Source organism: Xanthomonas sp. LF07-6, from assembly GCF_034105445.1.
GTDB classification, from domain to species: domain Bacteria; phylum Pseudomonadota; class Gammaproteobacteria; order Xanthomonadales; family Xanthomonadaceae; genus Xanthomonas_A; species Xanthomonas_A sontii.
The window spans coordinates 54,613-79,165 of record NZ_JAXGGI010000012.1 but is presented as its reverse complement, the minus strand read 5'-3'; the positions used below and the strand labels follow the sequence as shown (position 1 = coordinate 79,165).

Sequence of the window (24,553 nt, the reverse complement as noted above, 5' to 3'; positions counted from 1 at the left end):
GAAGCGCCGCAGCCGCAAAAGGCGGCCGGCCGCAGGCCGGCCGCCAGGACATGCAAGGACTCAGTCGTGCTTGCCGCGCGCCTTCAGGTACGCGATCGCCGCCTTCGGGTCGTCGGTGGTGATCAGGCTGAATGCCTCCTGGTTGACGATGAAGTTGAGATCGCCACGGTTGTCGGCGGTGTCGCGGCCGCCGGAGTAGGAGAAGTACAGGTCAGACAGCTGATAGCAGCAGGCGCCGCTGTTCTGGTAGAACTTCCCGGCCAGCGGGCTGTCCGGAATCGCCTGGAACACGCCCACGCGCACGCCGCGCTCGCGCACGCGGTCGGCCTGGCCCTGCAGCAGGCCACCGAGCTGCTTGACGTTGATCTCCATCGCCTCCTTGGTATCGCTCCAGGCCGATATGGCGTTGTCGACATTGATCTTGGTCAGCATGTTGGTGGTGAACACCGGAATGCCGACCATGCTGGTGGTGTCGGCGCGGAACGCCGAGCGGCTCGGGTACAGGGTGGCATTGACCTTGGCCGCGACGAAGTTGGACGCACCCACCGAGAACGCGGCATCGGCCGCGCGCGAAACCGCACGCACCGAGGCGGCGTCCTTGATGTCGAACACGATGGGCGTCTTCAGGCCATGCGCCTTGAAGTAGGAGAACAGGTCATCCACGCGCGGCACGTGGTAGCCGGTGGTGGTACGGCGGTCGGGGGTCAGCAGGAACAGGCCGCTGACCACCGACCACGGGGTCACGGTGATCGACGGGTTGTAGCCCTGGTTGCTCATCGGGTCGTACTTGGTTTCGCCGGCACGGCTGGTCCACACGTTGGTGGTGCGACCGAGGTTCCAGTCGTGCAGCACCACCGGCACGCCGTCGCTGGTCATCTTGATGTCCAGTTCCACGCCGTCCATGCACTGGTCGTTGGCCAGCTGCAGCGCACCGCGCGAGTTTTCCGGCATGTCGGGGAAGTTGCCGTACTTGCCCCACAGACCGCGGTGGGCCAGCACGACGGTGTCGCCGCTGCTGTCGCCGAACAGGATGTTGCTCATCTTGGTGCCGACGGTGTCGTTGCAGTTGGCCATGGCCAGCTGCGGCACGACGGCCAGGACCGTCAGGGCGGCGAGCACGCGACAGGCGCGCGCCAGGGGCGAGGGAACGAATGCGATCTTCATTGGGCTGCGTCCGGTTCTGAGGGAAAGGGGAGACACGGGGGACGAGCGCCGGTCAGGTCGACGCATGGCGGCATCTCGTGTGTTGCGCTCCGCACGGACGTCTCGCGCAGGAGCCTGAGCCGCCGTGATCGGCGGCGGCGTCGGGCGAGAACCTAATAACTTACTGTGAATTATTTATTTCCAGGGTGCGACCCCGTCCTGGACTGTGGACTGCGCCGCGATTTTGGACAGTGCGGGTCGCACTGCTTCCCGGTGACGGGGCTGCGGACACGGCCCAGGGGTGGATCGCGCGTGCGAGGCCACGGGGCGTAGCGCCGCATCGGAAGCTTCGCCGATCGCGGCTGAGGCAGGCCTTGCAGGAGCGGCTTCAGCCGCGACGCTCTACCGGTAATGCTTCTTCGCGGCTGAAGCCGCGCCTGCACGCAGGTGCCCTATCGCCACCCCATGCACCCGCATCTGGACGTCGGCTACGCCCCGCTCACCGCACCAGGAACGAGAGCATGCGCGCGATCCGCGCGTACGGCGGCTTCAGCAGGTCGCTGCCGGCGCGGCGCGACTGCCACAGGATCGGCAGCGCCTTGCTGAAGGCGTCGAAGCCGGCGCGGCCGTGGTAGGCGCCCATGCCGCTGGGGCCGATGCCGCCGAAGGGCAGCGCGTTGGCGGCGAAATGCAGCAGGCTGTCGTTGACGGTGACCCCGCCGGCGATGGTGGCATGCAGGATCGTCTCGATCCGCGCGCGGTCATGGCTGAAGGGATACAGCGCCAGCGGCCGGTCGCGGCTGTTGATCTCGGCGATGGCCGCGTCCAGGGAGCGGTAGCTGCGCACCGGCAGGATCGGGCCGAAGATCTCCTCCTGCATCAGCAGCGCGTCGTCGCCCGGCTGCAGTACCAGCGTGGGCACGATCAGCCGTTCGCGCTCGGCACGCTCGCGCGCCACCGTGGCCAGTTCGATGACCTCCAGGCCGCGCGCGTGGGCATCGTCCAGGTAGCCGCGCAGGCGCCGGTACTGACCCTCGTTGACGATGCGGGTGTAATCCTCGGCGCTGGCGAAATCGCCGTAGCGCGCCAGCACCTGCGCACGCAGCGCCTGCACCAGCGCCGCCTCGCGGCCGGCGTCGATCAGCACGTAGTCCGGGGCGATGCAGGTCTGCCCGGCGTTGAACCACTTGCCGGTGGCCAGGCGCGCGGCGGCCTGTTCCAGCGGGTAGTCGGCGCAGACGATGGCCGGCGACTTGCCGCCCAGTTCCAGGGTCAGCGGGGTCAGATTGGGGGCGGCGGCAGCCATCACCTTGCGCCCGACCGCGGTGGAACCGGTGAACACCAGGTGATCCAGCGGCAGCGCGGCGAAGGCGGACGCCACCTCGGCACCGCCCAGCGCCACCGCCACCCGCTGCGGCGGGAACACCTCGGCCAGCAGCGACTGCAGGAACTGCGCGCTGCGCGGGGTGTGTTCGGAGGGTTTCAGGTAGACGTGGTTGCCGGCGGCGATGGCGGTGGCCAGCGGGATCAGCGCCAGGTTGACCGGGTAGTTCCACGGCGCGATCACCCCGACCACGCCGACCGGCACCGGCCGCACTTCCGCACGCGCCGGCCACAGCCGCCAGCCGGCGCCGACCCGCTGCGGGCGCATCCAGCGCTTCAAATGACGCAGCAGATGATCGATCTCGCCAAGCACGGTCATGCCGTCGGCGATCAGGGATTCGTGGCGCGAGCGGTGGCCGAAATCGGCGGCGATGGCATCGGCCATCTCCGGCAACCGCCGCTTCAGCGCCGCGCGCAGCCGCAGCAAGTCCTCGCGGCGCTGCGCCCGCTCCGGCTTGGCCGACTGCCAGGCCACGCGCAGGCGCTGCAGGGTGACTGGCAAGGCGGCCAGTGGCGTGTCGGTGGAAGCAGCGGCGGCGGCGAGGGTCGGCATGGGCGCACTATACGACGGCGGTTGCGGCTGTCGTGCGTGCCCGTGTGGATGGGCAGCATGCCGCCGCGATCTCGGATCCGACAGTCGGTCGCGTCGGGAATGAAGTCCCTCCCACGAGGGGCGCGCCGGCATCGCCGCGAACTGAAGTTTCCACCTGTGGGAGGGACTTCGGTCCCGACCCGATGGCGCCAGGCACGCGAGCAGATGTGCTACAGCGCCGCCGGCTCTTCCAGCAACCACGCCTGCAATTGCGCCAGCGAGGCGACCTGGTGGTGCGGCACGATGTCCTCCGGCGCGGCAGCGCCGTGCGCATTGAACCAACAGGTGTGCAGGCCCGCGGCCAGGCCGCCGGCGATGTCCGCCTGCGGGTTGTCGCCGACCATCAGCACCTGCGCCGGCGGTGGGTCGCCGAGCTGCGCCAGCGCGTGCGCGAAGATCCCCGGGTGCGGCTTGGCCACGCCCACCACCTCGGAAATGGCGATGACTTCGAAGCGGTCGTGCAGCCCGGTACGCTGCAGGCGCGCGTTCTGCAGCGCGCCGAAGCCGTTGGTGACCAGGCCCAGGCGCGCGCGCCCACGCAAGGCGTCGAGCAGATCCACCGCTCCGTCCAGCGGCGCACACAGCTCGGCCATCGCCGCCAGGAACGCCGTGTTCAAGGTCTCCGGCGCGGTCTGCAGGCGCTGCGCCCAGTCGGCGAAACGGCGCTGCTGCAATTGCAAGGCGGTGATCGCGCCGTTCTGGTACTGCACCCACAGCGGCCGGTTGCAGGCGGTGTATTCGGCGTAATCCGCCTCGCCGAACTGCACGCCGTAGCCGGCGAACATGCGCTGCAGGCCGGCGAAGGCGTCGAAATGGAACAATGTGTCGTCGGCATCGAACAGGATCCAGCGATAGCGCATGCAGGCGACCGGTGCGGCAAAGGCCCGCCATGGTAGCCGCTGCCCGCAGACACGACGACGCCGGCACAAGGGCCGGCGTCGCGTGCGGCGTTGGCCGCGTCCTGTTAGGCGCGCGCGCTCAGTGGCCCGACCCGCGCGAGGCGCCCAGCCCGGTCTCGGCGCGGATCTGCTGCGCCTTGAACGCGGCGCGTTCCTTGCCGGCCTGCGCGCTGCGGTCCAGCACCGAGAACAGCCAGATGCCGACGAAGCCGATGGTGACCGAGAACAGCGCCGGCGAGGTGTACGGGAACGGCGCCGAACCGGTGGGGTTGCCCAGCGTGTCCACCCACACCGACGGCGACAGCACCGTCAGCACCAGCGAGGAGATCAGGCCCAGGAAACCGCCGATCACCGCACCGCGGGTGGTGCAGTTCTTCCACAGCAACGACAGGATCAGCACCGGGAAGTTGGCCGAGGCGGCGATGGCGAAGGCCAGCGACACCATGAAGGCCACGTTCTGCTTCTCGAACACGATGCCCAGCAGCACCGCGATCACGCCCAGCGCGATGGTGGTGACGCGCGACACCTTCAGCTCCGAGCCCGGGGCGGGATTGCCCTTCTTGATCACCGTGGCGTACAGGTCGTGGGACACCGCCGAGGCACCGGACAGGGTCAGGCCGGCGACCACCGCCAGGATGGTGGCGAAGGCCACCGCGGAGATGAAGCCCATGAACACGTTGCCGCCCACCGCGTTGCCGACCAACACCGCCGCCATGTTGGCCGCGCCCTTGCCGCCGTGGATGGTGCCGGTGGCGACGTCGGCGAACTGCGGGTTGGTCAGCACCAGGGCGATGGCGCCGAAGCCGATGATGAAGATCAGGATGTAGAAGTAGCCGATCCAGGTGGTGGCCCACAGCACCGACTTGCGCGCCTGCTTGGCGTCGGGGACGGTGAAGAAGCGCATCAGGATGTGCGGCAGACCGGCGGTGCCGAACATCAGCGCCATGCCGAAGGAGATCGCCGAGATCGGATCCTTGACGAAGCCGCCCGGGCCCATGATCGACAGGCCGGCAGTGGCTGCCTCTTCCGGCGAGGCGCCGCCGTTGGCCGCCACCGCGGTCTTCACCCGCACGCCCTCGGCGAACAGCGCCTCGAAGCTGAAGTTGAAGTGCCACATGATCGCCACGGCCATGAAGGTCACGCCGGTCAGCAGCAACACCGCCTTGATGATCTGCACCCAGGTGGTGGCGGTCATGCCGCCGAACAGCACGTAGACCATCATCAGCACGCCGACCAGGCTCACCGCCACCCAGTAGTCCAGGCCGAACAGCAGCTTGATCAGCGCGCCGGCGCCGACCATCTGCGCGATCAGGTAGAACAGCACCACCACCAGCGTGCCGGAGGCGGCGAAGCTGCGGATCGCGGTCGGCGCGAAGCGGTAGCCGGCCACGTCGGCGAAGGTGTACTTGCCGAGGTTGCGCAGGCGCTCGGCCATCAGGAAGGTCAGGATCGGCCAGCCGACCAGGAAGCCGATGGCGTAGATCAGGCCGTCGTAGCCGTTGGTCATCACCGCCGCGGTGATGCCCAGGAACGAGGCCGCCGACATGTAGTCGCCGGCGATCGCCAGGCCGTTCTGGAAGCCGGTGATGCCGCCGCCGGCGGTGTAGAAGTCCGACGCCGAGCGGGTCTTCTTCGCCGCCCACTTGGTGATCCACAGCGTGCCGGCGACGAAGAAGGCGAACATCCCGATCGCCACCCAGTTGGTCGGCTGCTTGTCGGTCTGGCCGACATCGCCGCCGGCGGCCAGGGCCACGCCGGCCGGCAGCAGCGCGGCCAGCAGCAGCAGAAGGAAGCGCAGGTGCTTGCTCATTGGCGGGCGTCCTCGAGGATGTCGGCGGTCAGCTGGTCGTACACGGTGTTGGCGCGACGCACGTAGATCGCGGTGATGGCGATGGTGAAGACCATCACTCCGATCGCGATCGGGATGCCGATGGTGGTGACGCCGCTGCCCATCGGCTGGGCCAGGAACGCCTTGTCGAAGGCGATCAGGCCGATGAAGCCGAAGTAGGCCAGCAACATCAGGATGGTCAGCGTCCAGCCCAGCGCGTTGCGCTGGCGCTTGAGCGCGTGGTACTTCGGATTGGCGTCGATCTTGGCGATCAGCGCGTCGTTGGAGAGGCTCATGAGATGACTCCGGTAAGTGGCCGCGGCGCGGATCAGAAGCTGTACTTGGTGGTGAACTGCAGGCGGGTGATGTCGCCCGTGGCGCCGCTTTCGATCTCGCGCTTGCCGTACATCAGCTCGGCGCCGATATCGACCTTGGGCAACGGCGAGTAGAAGACGTTGCCGCGGATGCTCTGCACGCTTTTGGTCACGGCCAGGCCGGTGCGCGCGGTGTCGTTGTCGTAGTCGCTGCGCGCGTAGATCAGGTTGGTGCGCAGCTTGGGCGAGAACGCGTGGCGCCAGCCGACGTAGCCGGCGACCACCCCGACCGTGTCCAGATCGCGGTCGGCGGCGTCGTACACCGCGTTCTGGGTGATGCCCAGGCCGATGTAGCGGCCGATGCCTTCGCCGCCGGTGAGCTGGTAGAACAGGCTGTCGCTGTCGCTGGCCACCCACTTGCCGCCCAGGGTCAGGCCGCCGGAGGCCTTGCTGGCATCGGCGCCGGTGGCGCGGTTGTCGACCTTCTGCTGGCCGACCACGCCGGCGACGCCGAAGCTGCCCCAGTCGCCCTTCCAGCCGTAGCGCACGGTCAGGTCCGGCAGCGCGCCGCGGTCGGAACTGGCGGTGCTGACCACGCCGGCCACGCTGCGCGTGTACAGCGTGGTTTCCGGATTCTCCAGGGCGATGCTGAAGCCGCCGTTGGTGTAGCGCAGCTGCGCCTGGCGCACGAACACCACACCGTCGGTGGGGCCGATGAAGTCGGCCGCTTCCGGCAGCGCCGCCGGGTCCATGAAGTTGGACCAGGTCTGGCCGGCCAGCCAGTGGTTCCAGTACATGTAGGCATGGCGCAGGGTGGCGCCGTAGGTATTGGTGGCGGTCTGGGTACCCAGTGAATTGCCGAAGAAATCCAGTTCCACCAGCGCGCCGGCCTTGTTGCCGCCTTCGGTGACGCTGTCCACGCCGAAGTTGATCCGCGAGAACTTGGCATGCGCGTTGTAGTCGGTGCCGGACTTGGCCCCGCCCACCGGGGTCTGCCCGGGCAGGTACAGCGCGCGGCCGGTGGCGTCGTCGGCGAGCTGGCCGTCGCCGGTGCGGGTGGCCAGGAAGTCGGCCTTGATGAAGCCGCCGACCTTGAAGGTGGTGCCGGGCGTGGCCCCCGGGGTGATGGTGGTGACCTGGATCGGCGCCTTGCCGGCCGGCGGTGCCGGGGGCGGCGGCGGCGGCGCGGCCTGGGTCGAGCGGACCGCGGCGACCTCGGTCTGGGTCTGCGCGATCTGCCCCTGCTGCTGTTGCTGCGCCGACAGCAGTTGCTGCACCTGCCGTTCCAGTTCGGCCACGCGGGTCTCCAGCGCCTGTTCGCGCGCCGAGGGTTTGCCTTGGGCGAAGGCCGCGCCGGGCGCGACCAGGGCCACCAACAGGGCCGCCGCCAACGGGCGACGCGCCAAGGATGCGATGCGGTTGCTCATTACTCCCTCCCGAATAATGGATGGCCGCACGCATGCGCACGGCCGTAGCCCAGCGTGCGCGACCGCACCGGCCGCGCCTATTGGCCATTAGTCGAACGTCGGCTGAGTTACGACCATCGTCTAAGCCCCGGCGCGTGTGCGCTTAACGCCGGATGCGGCACACTGCGCGTTGACGCGCCGCCGCATGCGGCGCCCCGTTCATTGCAGAGGGAACCATGGCCGATCTCTATCCCGTCGATCCGCAGTTCGCCGCCCGTGCGCGGGTCGACAAGACCCAGTACCAGACCCAGTACAAGGAATCGGTGGAACAGCCAGAGGCGTTCTGGGGCAAGGTGGCCGAGCGCCTGGACTGGTTCAAGAAGCCGACCCGGATCAAGGACGTCAGCTTCGCCCTGGACGATTTCCGTATCCGCTGGTTCGACGACGGCGAACTCAACGCCAGCGTCAACTGCCTGGACCGGCAACTGACCACCCGCGGCGACAAGACCGCGCTGCTGTTCGAGCCGGACAGCCCGGACGCGCCGTCCTACCGCGTCACCTATCGCGAGCTGTACGAGCGCGTGTGCCGGCTCGGCAACGCCCTGCGCGCGCTGGGCGTGCGCAAGGGCGACCGCGTCACCATCTACCTGCCGATGATCCCAGACGCGGCGGTGGCGATGCTGGCCTGCGCGCGCATCGGCGCGATCCACTCGGTGGTGTTCGGCGGCTTCGCGCCCAACTCGATCGCCGATCGGGTGATCGACTGCGGCAGCAAGCTGATCATCACCGCCGACGAAGGCCTGCGCGGCGGCAAGAAGATCCCGCTCAAGGCCAACGTGGACGCGGCGCTGAAGCTGCCGGGCACCACCAGCGTGGAAACCGTGCTGGTGGTGCGCCACACCGGCGGCGCGGTGGACATGCAGGCCCCGCGCGACCGCTGGTTCCACGACGTGGTCGACAGCCAGCCGGCCGAATGCGAACCCGAGCGCATGAATGCCGAGGACCCGCTGTTCATCCTCTACACCTCCGGCTCCACCGGCAAGCCCAAGGGCGTGCTGCACACCACCGCCGGCTACCTGCTGTACGCGGCCTACACCCACGAGACCGTGTTCGACCTGCGCGAGGACGACATCTACTGGTGCACCGCCGACGTGGGCTGGGTCACCGGCCACAGCTACATCGTCTACGGGCCGCTGGCCAACGGCGCCACCGCGCTGATGTTCGAGGGCGTGCCCAACTACCCGAGCGTGTCGCGCTTCTGGGAAGTCATCGACAAGCACCAGGTGACGATCTTCTACACCGCCCCGACCGCGATCCGCGCGCTGATGCGCGAGGGCGAGGCGCCGGTGAAGAAGACCGCGCGCAAGAGCCTGCGCCTGCTCGGCAGCGTCGGCGAGCCGATCAATCCCGAAGCCTGGCGCTGGTACTACGACGTGGTCGGCGACGGCCGCTGCCCGATCGTGGACACCTGGTGGCAGACCGAGACCGGCGGCATCCTGATCACCCCGCTGGCCGGCGCCATCGACCTCAAGCCCGGCTCGGCGACGCTGCCGTTCTTCGGCGTGCAGCCGGCGCTGGTCAGCGCCGACGGCGAGATTCTGGAAGGCGCCACCGAGGGCAACCTGGTGCTGCGCGATTCCTGGCCGGGGCAGATGCGCACCGTGTACGGCGACCACCAGCGCTTCATCGACACCTATTTCCGCACCTACCCGGGCAGCTACTTCACCGGCGACGGCTGCCGCCGCGATGCCGACGGCTACTACTGGATCACCGGCCGCGTCGACGACGTCATCAACGTCTCCGGCCACCGCATCGGCACCGCCGAAGTGGAGAGCGCGCTGGTTTCCCACCCCAAGGTCGCCGAAGCGGCGGTGGTCGGCTTCCCGCACGACATCAAGGGCCAGGGCATCTACGCCTACGTGACCCTGGTCGCCGAGGAGCAGCCGAGCGAGGCCCTGCACAAGGAACTGGTGGCCTGGGTACGCAAGGAGATCGGCCCGATCGCCGCCCCCGACCACCTGCAGTGGGCGCCGGGCCTGCCCAAGACCCGCTCGGGCAAGATCATGCGCCGCATCCTGCGCAAGATCGCCGAGAACGCCCCCGACCAACTCGGCGACACCTCGACCCTGGCCGATCCGTCGGTGGTGGATTCGTTGGTGAACGAACGACTCACGCGCTGACGCGCGTCGGGAATGGGGAATCGAGAATGGGGAATGGGAAAAGCCGTTCCCCGTCGCTTCGCCATCTTGGGCACCCGACGTTCCGCTTTTGCCGTTCCCATTCCCCACTCCCGATTCCCCATTCCCGGCCCCACCCATGCCCACCCTGCTGATCGCCGACGACCATCCCCTGTTCCGCGAGGCGCTGCGTGGGGCGGTGCAGCGGGTGATGCCGGGGGTGCAGTTGTACGAGGCCGACAGCGTCGAGGCGTTGTACGCGCTGGCCGATCGCCATGCCGATGCCGATCTGCTGCTGATGGATCTCAACATGCCCGGCGCGCAGGGCTTCAGCGCGCTGGTGCACATGCGCGCGCTGCATCCGCAGTTGCCGGTGGTGGTGGTGTCCGCGCGCGAGGAGCCGACGGTGATGCGGCGCGCGCTGGACCACGGCGCGTTCGGCTTCATTCCCAAGTCGGCCGACTCGGACACCATCGGCCTGGCCCTGGGCACGGTGCTGGACGGCGAGCACTGGGCACCGCCGGAAGCGCACAACGTGCCGCCCACCGACCGCGCCGAGCGCGAGGTCGGGCAGCGCCTGCGCGAACTGACGCCGCAGCAGTTCCGGGTGCTGCAGATGCTCGGCGCCGGCAGCCTCAACAAGCAGATCGCCTACGACCTGGGCGTGTCCGAAGCCACCATCAAGGCGCACGTCACCGCGATCCTGCGCAAGCTCGGCGTCACCAACCGCACCCAGGCGGTGCTGCTGGCCGGCAAGCTGGCCATCGACAGCGACGCCATCGTGCTGCCGCCAGAAGAAGACTGAGCCGCGGCGACGCCTGTCAAAGGCGCGAGCGGTGCGGATGCGACGCGTGCGCGCACGTTGGCATTGCGCACGCGGCACGCTGGGCGCCTACTTGTGGGAGGGACTTCAGTCCCGACGCGCCGAACGCTGAGCGCCATTCGCTGCCTTGGGCGCGGCGGAAGCCACCCCACGCAGCGGCGATGCATCGGTAGCTGCATGTGGGGGAACAGCGGACACATCCGTGGCGCTGTCCTGAAGGAGCGCGCACATTCGCATCCTCACGCTCTACGGCTGAGCGCCATTGCAAGCGACGGCATGGGGGCAAGGACGAGCATCCTCCACGTCTCCAGTGCAACCGTCGCAGAGCCACCGTCGATATAGCAGCAGCTATCAAGATAAGCTGCAGCTTCGCGTGCGTTCCAGGGATGTTCGCCGCAGTTGGGCGCTGTTAGACTGCGCGTCCCCTTGGGGAGTAGCCTGCTGTCCGCCCTGCGCGGACAGCGCCCGTATCAACAGACTCGGCCGATGCGCCGTGGTACGGGCAGCCAGTTCGGTTGGCGAGACCAGCGGCGAGTGCGCAAGGCGAAGGCCGGGCGCGCGCGCTCGTCGTTGTCGCCTGTCCCGGTACGGTCCCCCATGTCGTTTCTTTCGATTCTCCTGCTCGGCATCGCCATGTCGACCGACGCCTTCGCCGCCGCGGTCGGCAAGGGCGCGGCGATGCAACGCCCGCGCTGGGCCGACGCGCTGCGTGCCGGCCTGATCTTCGGCTGCATCGAGGCACTGACCCCGGCACTGGGCTGGGTGCTCGGCCAGGCCGCGTCCAAGTACGTGGTCGCCTTCGACCACTGGATCGCCTTCGGCCTGCTCGGCGCACTGGGCGTGCACATGATCGTCGCCGGCCTCAAGCCGGAGTCCGACACGCCCGAGGAGGCTGCGCCCAAGCGCCACGGCTTCTGGAATCTGGCAGCCACCGGCTTCGCCACCAGCATCGACGCGATGGCGGTGGGCGTCGGCCTGGCCTTCCTCGACGTGAACATCGTCGAGGTCGCGGCGATCATCGGCCTGTGCACGCTGACCATGGTCACCCTGGGCATCATGCTCGGCCGCGCGCTCGGCGCGCTCGCCGGCAAGCGCGCGGAGATCGTCGGCGGCGCCCTGCTGATCGCGATCGGCTGCACCATCCTGTTCGAGCATCTGCATGGTGCAGGTTGATCGACGTGGTGCCGGTGCAGCCGGGATTGGGGATTCGGGATTGGGGATGTGCGGCGACGGTGCGTGTCCGTCCCGCACTGCCGGCGCCTTGGGTCAGGCCGGCTTGGCGGTGAATTCGAGATAGGTGGACAGGATGTGCTTGTCGCCGCTGCACGGCGGTAGCCAGGCGTGCAGGAACATCCAGTACGGCGGGAAGATCAGCAGGCGCTCCGGCGTAGTACCAGGCATCGAGCGTGAGCATGCTCCATTGGCGAGTCCACGCCGCCGCCAGTGCAATGGCATTGCGCCGCGCCCCCCATGGAATTGGGTGGCGCGGCGCAATCAACATTCATCAGTTCTGCGGGAAGAATCCATAAATCGTCGTTACGCCACCAGAATCCGCGAAGCTTTCGACGAAGCTGGCAACATCGCCTTTCATTGACGCTTCCGCCTGCGCCCTCGCAGGAACGGCTCTGACATCCGAATCCCGCTCGACACCCCCATCGATCAAGTCATTGAAAGAGGTGACCGGAAGATTCTTGATCGTGTAGTAGTGGTCGACAAGGAGATAGCCACCAGGTGTCTGCGTGTACTTCTCGATCTGGACTTGATTGCCGACCTTGACCGGCCCCCAACCGTTACTGCTTGCTGCGGATGCGTAGGCACTAAGCGCGATCTTCACGTAGCCCAGCACGGCGTCCGTATTTTTCGCCACAGCGCAGTCGGCGCATTGAATGAAGATTTCATCGACCCTGTCGGTGACGACGGTGGCGCTTGCGCCGAACGATGCGGCGGACAGAACTACTCCCAACAGACCATATGCAAATTTCATGAGCTAAATCCTTGCCGTTGAAATTAAAGAAAGTACCTAGGAAATCTCCACAAGCAAAAAGCAGACAACAAAACACCACACCTGGAATCGGCGCCCCATGAAGGGGCGCCAACGCCATTTCCCTTACAACAAACCCTTACGCATTAGAACTTGTACGTAGCACGCATCCAGTAGTAGCGGCCGAGCGTGTCGTAGGTGCTCACGTCGGTGTTCGCGTTCAACACGTTGTTCTGGTACATCATCGGCGGCTGCTTGTTGGTCAGGTTGTCCACGCCCAGATCCAGGCGCAGGTTGGCCCCGGCCATGTCGTAGCCCACCTGCAGCGCGTGGTACATGTAGCTGCCGTAGTTCAGCACCACACCCTTGTCATGCCCGTCGGCGGACATGTTCTGGCTCAGGTCGCCGCTGCCGACCTGCATCTTGCCGACCCAGCGGGTGGTCCAGCTCGCATCCCAGTTGCCCAGCTTCCAGCCGAACAGCGCATGCGCGCGCCAATGCGCGTAGTTGCCATAGGACGAGTTGTAGCGCCCGGCCATGTGCACCACCGTGTCTCCGGTGTCGATGTCGTAGCGGTGCAGGTAGGTGCTGTCCACGGTCACGGTGAACTTGCCGTAGTCGGTAGCGGGCAGCGCGTAGCTCGCGCCGAGGTCGATGCCCTGGGTGTTGAGCTTGCCGATGTTGACCACCGGCGTCTGGATGTGGTCGATGTTGCCGGCGCTTGGGGTGCCGGCGGCGTAGCGGTGGAGGTAGCTGCAGTACGGGCTGTTGTCATCGTTGTAGCAGAGGTCGGCTACGGTCTGCGCGGAGATCGGCTGGATCAGGTCGTCGAGCTTGACCTTCCACCAGTCGAGGTTGACCGACAGGCCCGGTACGTACTCGGGGCTGTACACCAGGCCGTAGTCGAACGAGGTGCCCTTCTCCGGCTTGAGCTGGTAGCCCACGTAGGTGGCGCCGGACTTGATCGCGTTGGTCTGCGACAGGCCTGTGCCGCTCCAGCCGGCCGGCACACCGGCGCAGGCAGTGGCGTGGCCGCTGCCGCTGTAGCCGACGCAGGGGTCGATGAAGTTCGGCGCGTCGGCGGTCGGGCCCTGGTAGATGTCGGTGATGGTCGGCGCGCGGAACACCTGCGCCGCCGTGCCGCGCACCAGCAGGTCGTGGATCGGCCGCCACTCCACCTGGAACGAGGCGCTGTTATTGCCCGAGCGCACGCTGCTGTAGTCGGAGTAGCGGTCGCTCAGGGTCAGGTTGAGCGCGCCGATCGGCGAGGACTGCTCCAGCACCGGCATGAACAGCTGTGCATAGGCCTCCTTGACGTTGAAGCTGCCGCTCAGCGGAGAAGCACAGGCTTCGGAGGAAACCGCGCAAGTGTTGTCGCTGTTGATCAGCGCGTTGGCCGACACGCTGGAACTCAGGCTCTCCTTGCGGTACAGCGCACCGACTGCCAGCTGCGCGGCACCGGCCGGCATCTCCCACAGACTGCCGTTGGCGCTAGCTTCCCACTGCCGCATGATGGTGGTGGTTTCCTGGCGCGGAATCGATTCGTTGCTGTTCAGCCAGGCGACCGTGGCCGGGCTGCCCTGATCCAGGATGTTGACCTGCCCACTGTTGATCGCGTTCTGCAACGCGGCGTAATCGACGTAGCCGTGGCTCCAGTTGCGCTGGCGGTAGTGGCCGTAGTTGAAGTTGGCGTCCCACACCCAGCTACTGTCGCCGATGCCGCCCTTCAGGCCGATCACATCCTGATCGGTGGCCGTGTCGTAGAAGCCTTCGCGCTGGCCGAGCGAGGTGAAGCGCGTCTGATACTCGTAGCCGTTGGGGCCGAACTCCACGCCGAACGGGTTGTACGGATTGTTGGCGGCGACGGTGATGCCGTCGTTCTGCGCGTCGAGCGGCAGCGGCGCGATCGCGAAGTTGGACATGGTGTGGTTGTGGTAGGCGTTGACGTACGCCTGCATCGAGTCGGTGATGTTGAAGCTGCCGAGCACGAAGCCACCGACGCGCTGTTGCGGCGTCAGCAGCAGGTTCTGTGCCTCGTAGTTGTACGAATCAGCCGAGGAGCTGTAGCACTTGTAGCCGCCGTTGCCGTTGCCGGTCAGCGCGCCATCGGGCTTGCAACCGTTGGCCGCCAGAGTCGCTGCCGGCAGCTTGTAGTAGCCGGTCGGGGTCCGTGCGGAACCGCCCTTGTAGACGCTGCCGCTGGACAGGTACATCGCGTACTTGGAGAACGCGCGGTTGGCGGTGGAGACTTCCTTCTGCTTGTTGTAGTCCAGGCCGACCACCACGTTGCCGCGGTCCCAGGTCTTGCCGAAGGTGAAGCTGCCGCCCTGGCGCGCGCCGTCGCCGCGGCTGGTCTGGCCGTAGTTGGCGGAGACTTCGCCGCCTTCGAAGTTCTTGCGCAGGATGAAGTTGACCACGCCGCCGATGGCGTCGGAGCCGTACATCGCCGAGGCGCCGACCTTCAGCACTTCGACATGGTCGATCATGTTGGCCGGGATCGAGTTGACGTCGTTGTTCTGGATGCGGTGGCCGTCGATCAGGATCAGCGTGCGCTCGTCGCCGAGGCCGCGCAGCGAGATGGTCGAGGCGCCGTCGCCGCCGCCGTTGTTGACCTGCGGGTTGGTCGCGGCGCCGGCGATGCCGGGCAGCGCCTGCAGCAGATCGCCCAGGGTCTGCTTGCCGCTCTGCTGGATCTGCTGGCGATCGACCACGGCGACCGGGCTGGCGGTCTCCACATCCACGCGGCGCACCAGCGAACCGGTGACGGTGAGCTTGTCCAGGGTCACCGGCGCGTCGCCGGACGCGGACGCCGCCGGCGTGGCGCTCTGCGCATAGAGCGTGGCGGGAAGCGTCGCCATGGCCAGGCAAACGGCGTGAGCGAGTCTGTTCTTTGCTACGGACATCGGGAAGACCTCATGTGATGTGCGACAAGCGCCGGCTGCACGCAGGCGCGAACCATCCCGGGCGCGGAAACGCGCGGCGGGTGAAATGGATGCCTCGGGCCAGCGGTCCATTACAGGACCGTCAGGCACTTGTTAGTTTTTTATAAGAAGGGTGTTGTTTCGGTGTGCCAACGTGCGCCATCCCCTGACAAAAACACCGCTTCAAGCGCGGTACAGCGCACGCTGCGTTTTTGCCGTTCAACCAGCAGACGGGAACGGTTCAGACAACACGCAACGCTCAGTCGACGCGGTAGTCCCAGCGTCGCAGGAACGGCTGCAGCACCGGCAGTACCGGTGCGAAGGCGTTGCGATAGGCGTGCCAGCGGTCCAGGGCCTTGCGGTTGATGCCCTCCACCACCTGCGCGTAGCTGGGCGTGCTGATGAAGCCCTTGGCGCGCGCGTGGCGCTGGAAGTCCAGCAGCCGCTCCGGCTGCTGCAGCTGCAGGAACTGCCCCAGACGCGCCACCTGCGCCTGCGGATCGGCCACCAGGTCCTCGTAGCGCAACTCCAGCGTGCGTGGCTGCAGCAGGGCGGCGTGGTAGAGCCAGAACTCCATCGCGTCGGCATAGCCGCGCGCCAGCCGCGGCAGGCTGGCACACAGCAGGGCGAATGCCGGCGAGCGGAACGCCTGCATGTAGCAGCTCAGCAGCACGTCGCAGGGATGGCGCAGCGCCAGGATCACCGGCGCCTCCGGGAACAGGCGCCGGATCAGCGGCAGGCGCAGCAGGTTCAACGGGTTCTTGTCGACCAGGCGCTGGCCCGGCTGCAGCTGCACCACCCCGCGCACCGCCTGCCAGTACTCGGCGCGCAGCGCGTCACAGGCGGCATCGTCGAGCTCGCCCAGTCCGTCCGGCCAGGCCACGCCGCGCGCCTCCAGGCGGTCGGCCAGTCCCTGCAGGAACGGCCGCTCGTCCATCGCCACCAACTGCGGGTGGGCGTCGAGCATCTGTTCCAGCAAGGTGGTGCCCGAGCGCGGGAAGCCGACCACGAAGATCGGCGAGTCGGCCATGGCCGGCGCGTTCACCGGCCGCGCCGCGGCATGGCGTGCCGGATCCCAGCGGGCCTGCGCGACCGGCAATGGCGGTGCGTCCGCCGCCGCCAGCTCCGGCACCAGCGCGGCCAGGCCCTCGACCTGGCCGGCATGGCCCTGCGCGCAGGCATGCAGCGCTTCGTCGTGAAGGCCGAGGCGGTCGCAGACCCGCGCCAGCGCGAAGAACAGGTTGCTCTGTTTGCGCCGGTCGACCGCACTGCCATCGACCAACAGCCCGCGCAGCAGCGCATGCGCCTGCTGCCAGTGGCCCTCGCGCATGGCCAGCACCGCCAGCGCATTGCTGGCGTCCTGGCGCACGTCCGGGTCGTCGATGCGCTCCGGCGGCGGCAGCTGCGCGGCGGCCTCGCGCGCCTGCGGCAGGCGGTTGGCGCGCTCGAGCACCAGCACCAGCCGCGACCAGGCCCGCGCTGGTTGCGCCATCGGTCCCTCGGCACAGGCGCGCAGCAGGGCGCAGGCGGTGTCGGTCTCGCCGCCCTGCGACAACAGCCAGGCCAGTTCCACGGTGGTGTCCGGATCCAGCGGCGGCCACTGCCGCCAGTCGGCGATCAGCGCCTGCACGCGCTGGAAGTCGCCGCACTCATGGCAGGCCATCGCCGCGTGCACGCACAGCGGCGGCGCCTGCGGCGCCAGCGCGTGCGCGTCGAGCAGGTGTTCGCGGGCTGCGGCGTAATCGCCGGCGTCCATCGCCAGCAGGCCGAGGTTGTGGTGCGGCAGCGGATCGTCCGGCGCCAGCGCGCGGGCGCGCAGATAGGCCTCGCCGGCCGGGCCGGGGTCGCCGGCCTCGCGCAGCGCCGTGCCGAGGTTGTTCCAGTGCGCGACCTCGTGCGGCTCGCGCTCGGCCAGCCTGCGGTACACGGCGGCGGCCGGCGCCGGCTGGCCCTGCATCTGCAGGCTCATCGCCAGCAGACTGCTGGCCAGGACATCGTCGGGGCGCTGCCGCAGGTAGGCGCGGGCACCGCGTTCGAGGGTCTGCGCCTGGCCGGCCTCCAGCGCCGCCAGCAGGTCCGGGAGCGGGGGGATCGCGGTGTCGTCCAGGGAGGTCATGCGCAGGCGGGTCGTGGGCGGCCCTCCACCTTAGCCGCCCGCCCGCGCCGTGCGCCACGCCGGTCGCGCCGACGGCTGCCACACAATCCATACATTGCTGTTACGAAGGCGCGCGACCGCTCCTAGATCGGATCGTGGTAGGCGGTGAGGAAGGCCCGCAGCGAGGCCGGCTTGACCGGCTTGGTCAGCAGCCGGTAGCCACGCTCGCGGGCCTGCAGCTTCAGTTCGTCGCGACCGTCGGCGGTGAGCAGCGCGCCGGCCACCGGCCCCGGCATCGCCGCGCGCAGCGCATCCAGCGTCTCCAGGCCGTCGAGCCGGTCGTGCAGGTGGTAATCGACCAGCATCACCTGCGGCGCGCACGCGGCCTGCGCCAGCGCCTCGTCGACGGTGCTGGCGCAGATCACCTCCACCTGCCAACGGCCGAGCAACGCGCGCATGCCGTCGAGGATTTCCTGATCGTTGTCCACGCACAGCACGCGCAGCCCGGCCAGCGAATCGGCCGCGGCCGCTGCGCGTGGCGCGCGTTGCAGCGCCTGCGGCGGTGGCGCCGCCCGCGGCACGGTGATGGAGAACATGCTGCCGTGGCCGACGCGGCTGCGCGCATCCAGGTCGTGGCCGAGCAGGCGCGAGATGCGCTGGCAGATCGACAGGCCCAGGCCCAGGCCCTGCTCGCCCCAGTCGAACGGCTGCTGGTAGCGCTGGAACTCGTCGAAGATCTGCTGCATGTGGTGCGGCGGGATGCCGGGGCCGGTGTCCCAGACCTGCAGTTCCAGCGCCGCGCCGCGGCGGCGCATGCCCAGTACGATGCGGCCCTGGCGGGTGTAGCGCAGCGCGTTGGCGAGGAAGTTCTGCAGCACCCGGCGCAGCAGCCGGCGATCGCTGCGCACCCACAGCGGCCGCGCGTACACGTGCAGGCGCAGGCCGCGGCCGGCGGCGATCGGGCTGTACTGCGCGGCCAATTCGCGCAGCAGCAGGCCGGCATCGACGTCCTCGATGGTCGGGCGCAGGCCGCCGGCATCCAGCCGCGACACGTCGAGCAGGCCGTCGAGCAGTTCCTCGGCCGCGCGCAGCGAGGCGTCCACGCGCTCGGCCAGATGCCGCTGCTCCTCGCTCTGGTGCGCATCGCGCAGGGCCGAGGCGAACAGGCGTGCGGCGTTGAGCGGCTGCAGCACGTCGTGGCTGATCGCGGCCAGGAAGCGGGTCTTGGATTGCTGCGCCAGTTCGGCCTCGCGCGAGCGATCGGCCACGCGCTGCTCCAGGGTCTCGTTGGCTTCGAGCAGCGCCTGCTCGGCGCGCTTGTAGTCGGTGATGTCGTTGTAGCTGGTGACGTAGCCGCCGCCGGGCAGCGGCTGGCCGCGCATCTCGATCACCTTGCCGTCGCTGCGGGTGCGTTCGAACACGTGCGGGGTGCCGGCGCGCATGTGCGCGATGCGGCGGGCGATCTGATCCTCCACCTGGCCGCCGCCGAGTTCGCCGCGCTCGGCGTTGTAGCGGATCAGGTCGGCGACCGGGCGGCCGACGTAGAGCATGCCGTCGGGGTAGCCGAACATCTGCTGGTAGCGGCGGTTCCAGGCGGTCAGGCGCATCGCCGGATCGACCACGCTGACCCCGGCGCTGATGTTCTCCAGCGTGGTGGAGAGGATCTCGCGGTTGAAGCGCAGCTCCTGCCCGGCCTCGTCGAGCACCGCCACCACCTCGCCCAGGTCCATGCCCGAACCGCGCAACAGGCTGGTCAGCACCAGACGCGCGGAGGCCGCGCCGATCGAGGCGGCAAGCAGGCGTTCGGTGAACTGCACCCAGGCGCGGTCGGCCACCGCAGTGGGCTGCGGCTCGCGGCCGAGCAGTTGCGCCTGTTCGGCGAAGGCGCGGCGAGCATGGCGCTCCCCGACCATGCGCTCGGCCAGTGCCTGCAGGTCCACCACGCGCACCTGCCCGAGCCAGTCGCCGGCCACCGCCGGGCGCTGCGAGTACGGCTCCAGGAACGGCGCGGCGCGCAGGCGCTCGTCCAGGCCCGGGCGCCAGCGCGCCGACACCAGCATCATCGTGCCGACGTTGACCAGCAGCGACCAGAACGTGCCGTGCGCCAGCGGGTCCCAGCCGCTCATGCCGAACAACTGCTGCGGGCGCAGCCAGGAGATGCCGAACGGCCCATCCAGCAGCCACGCCGGCGCCAGCCAGCCGGCCTGGGTCAGCGCCGGCAGCAGCAACGTGTAGATCCAGGTGGCGAAACCCAGCACCATGCCGGTCTCCACGCCCTTGCGGCTGGCGCCGCGCCAGTACAGCCCGCCGATCACGCCCGGCGCGAACTGCGCCACCGCGGCGAAGGCCATCAGGCCGTAGGACGCCAGCGTGCTGTCGTTACTGCTGCTGCGGTAATAGCCGTAGGCGATCAGCGCCAGCAGCAGGATCGCCAGACGGCGGATCCACAGCACCTTCGAGGCCACGTCGGCACCGGCCGCCTGGTGCCCGCGGCGCCGCAGCAGCACCGGCATCACCAGGTCGTTGCTGATCATCGTCGCCAGCGCGATGCTGGAGACGATGACCATGCCGGTGGCGGCGGAGAACCCGCCCACGTAGGCGACCAGCGCCAGCGCGGTGCGGCTTTCGGCCAGCGGCAGCGCCAGCACGATGCTGTCGTCGGCCACGTCGCCGCCGCCGAACAGCGCGATGCCGGCGGCGGCGATCGGCACCACCATCGCCGAGATCAGCACCAGGTACAGGCCGAACAGCCAGCGCGCCTTGCGGATGTCGCCGACGTCGCTGCACTCCACCACCGCCACGTGGAACTGCCGTGGCAGGCACACCAGCGCCAGGAAGCTGAGCAGGGTCTGCGAGATGAAGCCCACCGGCGGGGTGTTCTGGAACAGCGTGCGCGTGGACTGCAGCACCTGGCCGCCGTCGCGTGCGGACAGCCACACGTAGGCGAACACGCCCACCGCCACCATCGCCAGCAGCTTCACCACCGACTCCAGCGCGATCGCCAGCATCATGCCGTGGTGGTGCTCGGTGGCATCGACCTGGCGGGTGCCGAACAGCGTGGCGAACAGCGCCATGCCCAAGGCCACGTACAGCGCCGGATCGGCGTAGAACGGCGCACCGGCGCTGGACTGGCCGCTGAGCACCTGCAGGCTCATCGCCACCGCCTTGTACTGCAGCGCCAGGTACGGCACCACGCCGACCAGGGCGATCACCGCCACCAGCGCGGCCAGGCGCCGCGAGCGGCCGTAGCGCGAGGAGATGAAGTCGGCGATGGACACCGTATTCTCGCTGCGCGCGATCAGCGCCAGGCGCTCGACGATGCGCCAGCCGAACAGCAGCATCAGCAGCGGGCCCAGGTAGATCGGCAGGTAGCCGGCGCCGTTGCGCACCGCGCTGCCGACCGCGCCGTAGAACGTCCACGACGAGCAGTACACGGCCAGCGCCAGGCTGTACACCGCCGGCCGCAGCCACGGCCGCTCCGGGTACAGCGGACGGCGATCGCCCCACCACGCCACCGCGAACAGCAGCGCCGCATAGCCGACCGATACCAGCAGCAGGATCCAACTGGAAACCAAAGGCTAGCCCCCATGACGATGCGTGCAGTCTAGAGGGTGGGATGCGTTTCGGCGTAGTCGGGAGTTCGGCTCGCTGCGTCTGGCCTGCGTTGCGCGTGCACCATGCCTGGTTGCCGCGGGGCAGGTGAGGCGGCGGCTGCCCATACACTTAACCGCGCTTCCCTTGGCAGGCATACCGCAGGCTTTGCTTCGGCTGTGGAAAGCGCTTCTTTTGGTTTTTCTTTAGCAGAAGCAAAGCTTTCGCCTTGCGGCGAGTTCCTTTTCTTTGCTTGTGCAAAGAAAAGGAACCAAAAGAAAGCACACCCTGCCTTGCGCCCTCCGCGCTGCGCGCTCCGGGTCCGCGTCCATCACGGGGATCCGCGGAAGGGGCATCCTGCCCCTGCCGCGGACGGCGTACATCCATGTACGCCGCCCTTCGGGTTTTTCCCCGCGCTGGCCGCCGCTTCGGAAGGGAACCCGATAAGGCAAAGGCAACAACCAAAGCAACCGCAACCGCCATCATGGAACTGCAAGCCCCGCGTAGGAGCGGCTTCAGCCGCGACGAACGAAGCCGCGATGGTCTAAAGACCCCACGTGCGCCTCGCGCCCTATCTTTCTCCAAGATTCGTCCTCCAATGGCAGCGAACGCTTCACGCGCCAGCCTGCCGTGTCCAGCAAGGGCAACATCCAACCTGCCTCCAGCCACCGCAGCCCCACCGGCGCTCGGGCTAAGATGCGCGCGGTGACCACCTGCGCCCGCTCCCGCTGATGTCCGGCATCCCGGCCGCCGTGCCGACGCCCCCACCGTCGCTGCAACAGCAGACGCAGCGCCTGCTCGCGCAGGTGCAGCAGGCGCAGGCGCGGCAGGCACAGGCCGAGGCGGAGGTGGAGCGGCATCTGCCGGCGGTGGACCAGGCGGTTGCCGCGATCCGGCGCCGGTTCGCTGCGCACGCCAGGATCGCGGCGCGGGCGGCGGTACGGCGCGAGCGCCGCCGCGCCTGGGGACCGGCGCTGCTGCTGCGGCCGCTGCTGCCGGACTGGCGCTGGCGCGCGGCCTTGATCGGCATGCTGGTGCTGGTGCTGCCGTGGACCAGCGCACACTGGCTGGGCGAGACGCGCAGCTTCCTCGTCTGGTGGCGCCAGGTCGGCCTGCACGGCGATGGCGGCCTGCTGCTGCAAAGCCTGCTGCCCTCGTTGCTGGCGTACGGTCTGCTGGTCGTCGCCGGTGCGCAGTTGCTCGCCTGGCACCACAGCCATGACGAGCGGCGCGCGCTGCAGACGTTCGCACGCCTGCCGCTGGCGCTGGTACAGGTGGCCGATGCTGGGTCGCGCGATGCAGGGACGACGTATACGGTGACCCGCGCGCCATGGCCGCAGCGCGCCCTGCACGGGCGCTGGTCCATTCCCGCCACGCAGGGCGACCTGTCCGCTGCGCGGCTGCTGGCCTTGCACGACGGCAGCGAGGACCCGCGCCTGCAGGCGCTGATCGTGCTGCCCGATGCCCGCCATGCAGCGGCCCTGATCCTCCTCGACGCCGATCTGGCCGCCGACGCTGCGCCGTCGCTGCAATCGCTGGCGCTGGCACTGGCCGAAGACGCCGCCGTCGATGTCGCACCGATCGCTGCGCTGCACGACCACGTGCAGGCCTGGGAGGTCGCGCGCGGCCAGCAACGCGCGCTGCAGCAGCGGCTGCAGAGCCTGGATGCGGTGCAACGGCACTGGGCCGACGTCGCCCTGCCCGACGCCACGCTCGACCAGATCCTGAAACTGGTGGACCTGTTCGTGTCCGGGCGCCAGCCAGCACCGAAAGGCATGCTCCTGCACGGGCCGCCGGGCACCGGCAAGACCCTGATCGCGCGCAAGCTCGCGCGTCATGCCGGCTGTCATTTCGAGGCGCTGGGCGTGGCCGACCTGAAGGCTGCGCACGTCGGCCACACCGGCCCCAAGGTGCAGGCGATCTGGCAGCGCTGCCGCGAGTACGCACCGGCGATCCTGTTCATCGACGAATGCGAAAGCGTGTTCGCGCGCCGCGGCGGCGCCGACAGCGACAGCTTCGGCGCCGAACTGGTGCAGACCTTTCTTGCCGAATGGGACGGCTTCCATGCCGCGCACGGCCAGGTGCTGGTGATCGGCGCGACCAACCGCCCGGCGCTGCTGGACGACGCGATCCTGTCGCGCTTCACCGCCAGCATCGCCATCGGCCTGCCCGACGCCGCGGCGCGCGCGCGCATTCTCGGCGCCGAACTGCGACGGGCCGGTTTCGCGCTGGAGCCGGACGCGCAGGCGATCGCCGACAGCACCGGCCTGTCCGGTCGCGACCTGCACACGCTGGTCGCGCGCGTCGCCGCCGAGTGCGTGGACGGCACGCTGGACAACGCCACCCTGCTCGCGCACCTGCGCGCGCTGCGCGGCAAAGGCTCCACTGCCGTCGCCACGCTCGGCTGGGACGACATCGTGCTGCCGGCGGCCACCGTCGAGGAGTTCGTCGGCCTGGGCAAGGAACTGCGCAATGCCGAGACCCTGGCCACGCTCGGCGTGCCGGTGCCGCGCGGGATCCTGATGGTCGGCCCGCCGGGCACCGGCAAGACCCAGGTCGCACGCATCCTCGCCAGCCAGTCGGGCCTGGCCTTCATCGCCCTGAGCAGCGCCGACCTCAAGGCCGGCTACCTCGGCCAGTCCGGCCAGCGCGTGCAGGCGGCGTTCGAGCGCGCGCGGGCGCAGGCGCCGTGCATCGTGTTCGTCGACGAACTGGACATCGTCGCGCCGGCGCGCGGTGCCGACGGCGACGACGCGTTCACCCGCGAGATCGTCGGCCAACTGCTGCAGGAACTGGACGGCGTCGCCAGCCACGCGGGCCAGGTGTTCCTGCTGGCCGCCAGCAACCATGCCGCCGCGATCGATCCGGCACTGCTGTCGCGGCTGGACCGGCAGATCGTCATCGCCCTGCCCGACCACGCGGCGCGCGTCGCCATCGTCGCGCGCCTGCTGCGCGGCAAGCCGCTGGACCTCGATGCCGACGCTGCGGCGGCCTGGGTCGCCGAGCGCAGCGAGGGCCACTCCGGCCGCGACCTGCACAACTGGATCAGCCGCGCGATGCGTCGCGCCGTTCGCCGCACCTTGCAGCACAGCGACGATGCGTCCGGCACGCGACTGCAGTGGGACGATCTGGTCGAGACGGCGAACGCGACGATGTAGACGCCGAGCCGGAAGAGCCAAGCGCGCGCTGTGCGATCGGAAGAGCTGGCCGAAGCTCCTGTGGGAGGGGCTTCAGCCCCGACGCCAGGATCCACACAGAACCCAGTTGCCACGGCGCACATCTCAACAACAGCGCAAGACCCAGTACAGAAGCGCTGACGTCCACACAACGCCCACGCTGGCATCATGCGGGCGACCCCACGGGACCGCAGCACGTGACTCACATCCCCTCATCCCCGCCG

General features: G+C 68.9%; 15 protein-coding genes. 4 read left to right on the top strand and 11 right to left on the bottom strand.

What is annotated here, in order from left to right:
- Positions 1 to 60: 60 nt before the first annotated feature.
- The 6 genes from SLW56_RS16520 to SLW56_RS16495 form a co-directional block, all read right to left on the bottom strand.
- Positions 61 to 1,164, bottom strand: coding sequence for a glycerophosphodiester phosphodiesterase family protein (locus SLW56_RS16520; protein WP_017908349.1), 1,104 nt, complete (start codon positions 1,162 to 1,164; stop codon positions 61 to 63).
- A 478-nt stretch (positions 1,165 to 1,642) separates the two neighbouring features.
- On the bottom strand, positions 1,643 to 3,079 hold the full coding sequence (locus tag SLW56_RS16515; protein ID WP_320695185.1) for a coniferyl aldehyde dehydrogenase: 1,437 nt from the start codon (positions 3,077 to 3,079) through the stop codon (positions 1,643 to 1,645).
- A 209-nt stretch (positions 3,080 to 3,288) separates the two neighbouring features.
- Complete coding sequence (gene yjjG / locus SLW56_RS16510) at positions 3,289 to 3,978, bottom strand: pyrimidine 5'-nucleotidase (protein ID WP_320695184.1); 690 nt, start codon at positions 3,976 to 3,978, stop codon at positions 3,289 to 3,291.
- A 118-nt stretch (positions 3,979 to 4,096) separates the two neighbouring features.
- A complete protein-coding gene (locus tag SLW56_RS16505; RefSeq protein ID WP_017908352.1) occupies positions 4,097 to 5,827 on the bottom strand; it encodes a cation acetate symporter in 1,731 nt (576 codons plus the stop codon).
- Positions 5,824 to 6,141 (bottom strand): DUF485 domain-containing protein, encoded by a 318-nt coding sequence (locus SLW56_RS16500; RefSeq protein ID WP_017908353.1) that lies wholly within the window; start codon positions 6,139 to 6,141, stop codon positions 5,824 to 5,826. Before SLW56_RS16500 ends, SLW56_RS16505 begins: the two co-directional genes overlap by 4 nt.
- Before the next feature lie 32 nt (positions 6,142 to 6,173).
- Positions 6,174 to 7,586 carry a DcaP family trimeric outer membrane transporter gene (locus SLW56_RS16495; RefSeq protein WP_267119469.1) on the bottom strand — a complete coding sequence of 471 codons (1,413 nt, stop codon included), beginning with the start codon at positions 7,584 to 7,586 and terminating at the stop codon, positions 6,174 to 6,176.
- A 215-nt stretch (positions 7,587 to 7,801) separates the two neighbouring features.
- On the opposite strand from SLW56_RS16495, the gene acs reads away from it, so the two are divergent.
- The 3 genes from acs to mntP all read left to right on the top strand — a co-directional run bounded on the left by acs (position 7,802) and on the right by mntP (position 11,738).
- Positions 7,802 to 9,745 carry an acetate--CoA ligase gene (gene acs, locus SLW56_RS16490; RefSeq protein ID WP_295932076.1) on the top strand — a complete coding sequence of 648 codons (1,944 nt, stop codon included), beginning with the start codon at positions 7,802 to 7,804 and terminating at the stop codon, positions 9,743 to 9,745.
- 136 nt (positions 9,746 to 9,881) lie between these two features.
- Entirely contained in the window at positions 9,882 to 10,547 is a 666-nt protein-coding gene (locus SLW56_RS16485; protein WP_010342764.1) for a response regulator transcription factor, read from the top strand.
- 615 nt (positions 10,548 to 11,162) lie between these two features.
- Positions 11,163 to 11,738: a manganese efflux pump MntP gene (mntP, locus tag SLW56_RS16480; RefSeq protein WP_017915357.1), complete on the top strand. Its 576-nt coding sequence runs from the start codon at positions 11,163 to 11,165 to the stop codon at positions 11,736 to 11,738.
- Between the two features lie 93 nt (positions 11,739 to 11,831).
- On the opposite strand, the gene SLW56_RS16475 is transcribed toward mntP, so the two are convergent.
- The 5 genes from SLW56_RS16475 to SLW56_RS16455 form a co-directional block, all read right to left on the bottom strand.
- On the bottom strand, positions 11,832 to 11,966 hold the full coding sequence (locus SLW56_RS16475) for a hypothetical protein (protein WP_284467993.1): 135 nt from the start codon (positions 11,964 to 11,966) through the stop codon (positions 11,832 to 11,834).
- Positions 11,967 to 12,069: 103 nt separating this feature from the next.
- Positions 12,070 to 12,549 (bottom strand): hypothetical protein, encoded by a 480-nt coding sequence (locus SLW56_RS16470; protein WP_150409502.1) that lies wholly within the window; start codon positions 12,547 to 12,549, stop codon positions 12,070 to 12,072.
- A gap of 143 nt (positions 12,550 to 12,692) precedes the next feature.
- Complete coding sequence (locus tag SLW56_RS16465) at positions 12,693 to 15,404, bottom strand: TonB-dependent receptor (RefSeq protein WP_267113592.1); 2,712 nt, start codon at positions 15,402 to 15,404, stop codon at positions 12,693 to 12,695.
- A gap of 322 nt (positions 15,405 to 15,726) precedes the next feature.
- Complete coding sequence (locus SLW56_RS16460) at positions 15,727 to 17,583, bottom strand: sulfotransferase (protein WP_320695183.1); 1,857 nt, start codon at positions 17,581 to 17,583, stop codon at positions 15,727 to 15,729.
- 122 nt (positions 17,584 to 17,705) lie between these two features.
- Entirely contained in the window at positions 17,706 to 21,137 is a 3,432-nt protein-coding gene (locus tag SLW56_RS16455) for a PAS domain-containing hybrid sensor histidine kinase/response regulator (protein ID WP_320695182.1), read from the bottom strand.
- Positions 21,138 to 21,884: 747 nt separating this feature from the next.
- On the opposite strand from SLW56_RS16455, the gene SLW56_RS16450 reads away from it, so the two are divergent.
- Entirely contained in the window at positions 21,885 to 24,311 is a 2,427-nt protein-coding gene (locus SLW56_RS16450) for an AAA family ATPase (RefSeq protein ID WP_320695181.1), read from the top strand.
- Positions 24,312 to 24,553: the final 242 nt, after the last annotated feature.

Excerpts from the sequence above, each read along its gene's own strand:
- mntP (WP_017915357.1), top strand. The coding sequence starts at position 11,163 with ATGTCGTTTCTTTCGATTCTCCTGCTCGGCATCGCCATGTCGACCGAC.
- SLW56_RS16460 (WP_320695183.1), bottom strand. The coding sequence starts at position 17,583 with ATGACCTCCCTGGACGACACCGCGATCCCCCCGCTCCCGGACCTGCTG.
- SLW56_RS16500 (WP_017908353.1), bottom strand. The coding sequence starts at position 6,141 with ATGAGCCTCTCCAACGACGCGCTGATCGCCAAGATCGACGCCAATCCG.
- yjjG (WP_320695184.1), bottom strand. The coding sequence starts at position 3,978 with ATGCGCTATCGCTGGATCCTGTTCGATGCCGACGACACATTGTTCCAT.
- acs (WP_295932076.1), top strand. The coding sequence starts at position 7,802 with ATGGCCGATCTCTATCCCGTCGATCCGCAGTTCGCCGCCCGTGCGCGG.
- SLW56_RS16505 (WP_017908352.1), bottom strand. The coding sequence starts at position 5,827 with ATGAGCAAGCACCTGCGCTTCCTTCTGCTGCTGCTGGCCGCGCTGCTG.
- SLW56_RS16475 (WP_284467993.1), bottom strand. The coding sequence starts at position 11,966 with ATGCCTGGTACTACGCCGGAGCGCCTGCTGATCTTCCCGCCGTACTGG.
- SLW56_RS16485 (WP_010342764.1), top strand. The coding sequence starts at position 9,882 with ATGCCCACCCTGCTGATCGCCGACGACCATCCCCTGTTCCGCGAGGCG.
- SLW56_RS16495 (WP_267119469.1), bottom strand. The coding sequence starts at position 7,586 with ATGAGCAACCGCATCGCATCCTTGGCGCGTCGCCCGTTGGCGGCGGCC.
- SLW56_RS16520 (WP_017908349.1), bottom strand. The coding sequence starts at position 1,164 with ATGAAGATCGCATTCGTTCCCTCGCCCCTGGCGCGCGCCTGTCGCGTG.
- SLW56_RS16465 (WP_267113592.1), bottom strand. The coding sequence starts at position 15,404 with ATGGCGACGCTTCCCGCCACGCTCTATGCGCAGAGCGCCACGCCGGCG.
- SLW56_RS16470 (WP_150409502.1), bottom strand. The coding sequence starts at position 12,549 with ATGAAATTTGCATATGGTCTGTTGGGAGTAGTTCTGTCCGCCGCATCG.
- SLW56_RS16450 (WP_320695181.1), top strand. The coding sequence starts at position 21,885 with ATGTCCGGCATCCCGGCCGCCGTGCCGACGCCCCCACCGTCGCTGCAA.
- SLW56_RS16515 (WP_320695185.1), bottom strand. The coding sequence starts at position 3,079 with ATGCCGACCCTCGCCGCCGCCGCTGCTTCCACCGACACGCCACTGGCC.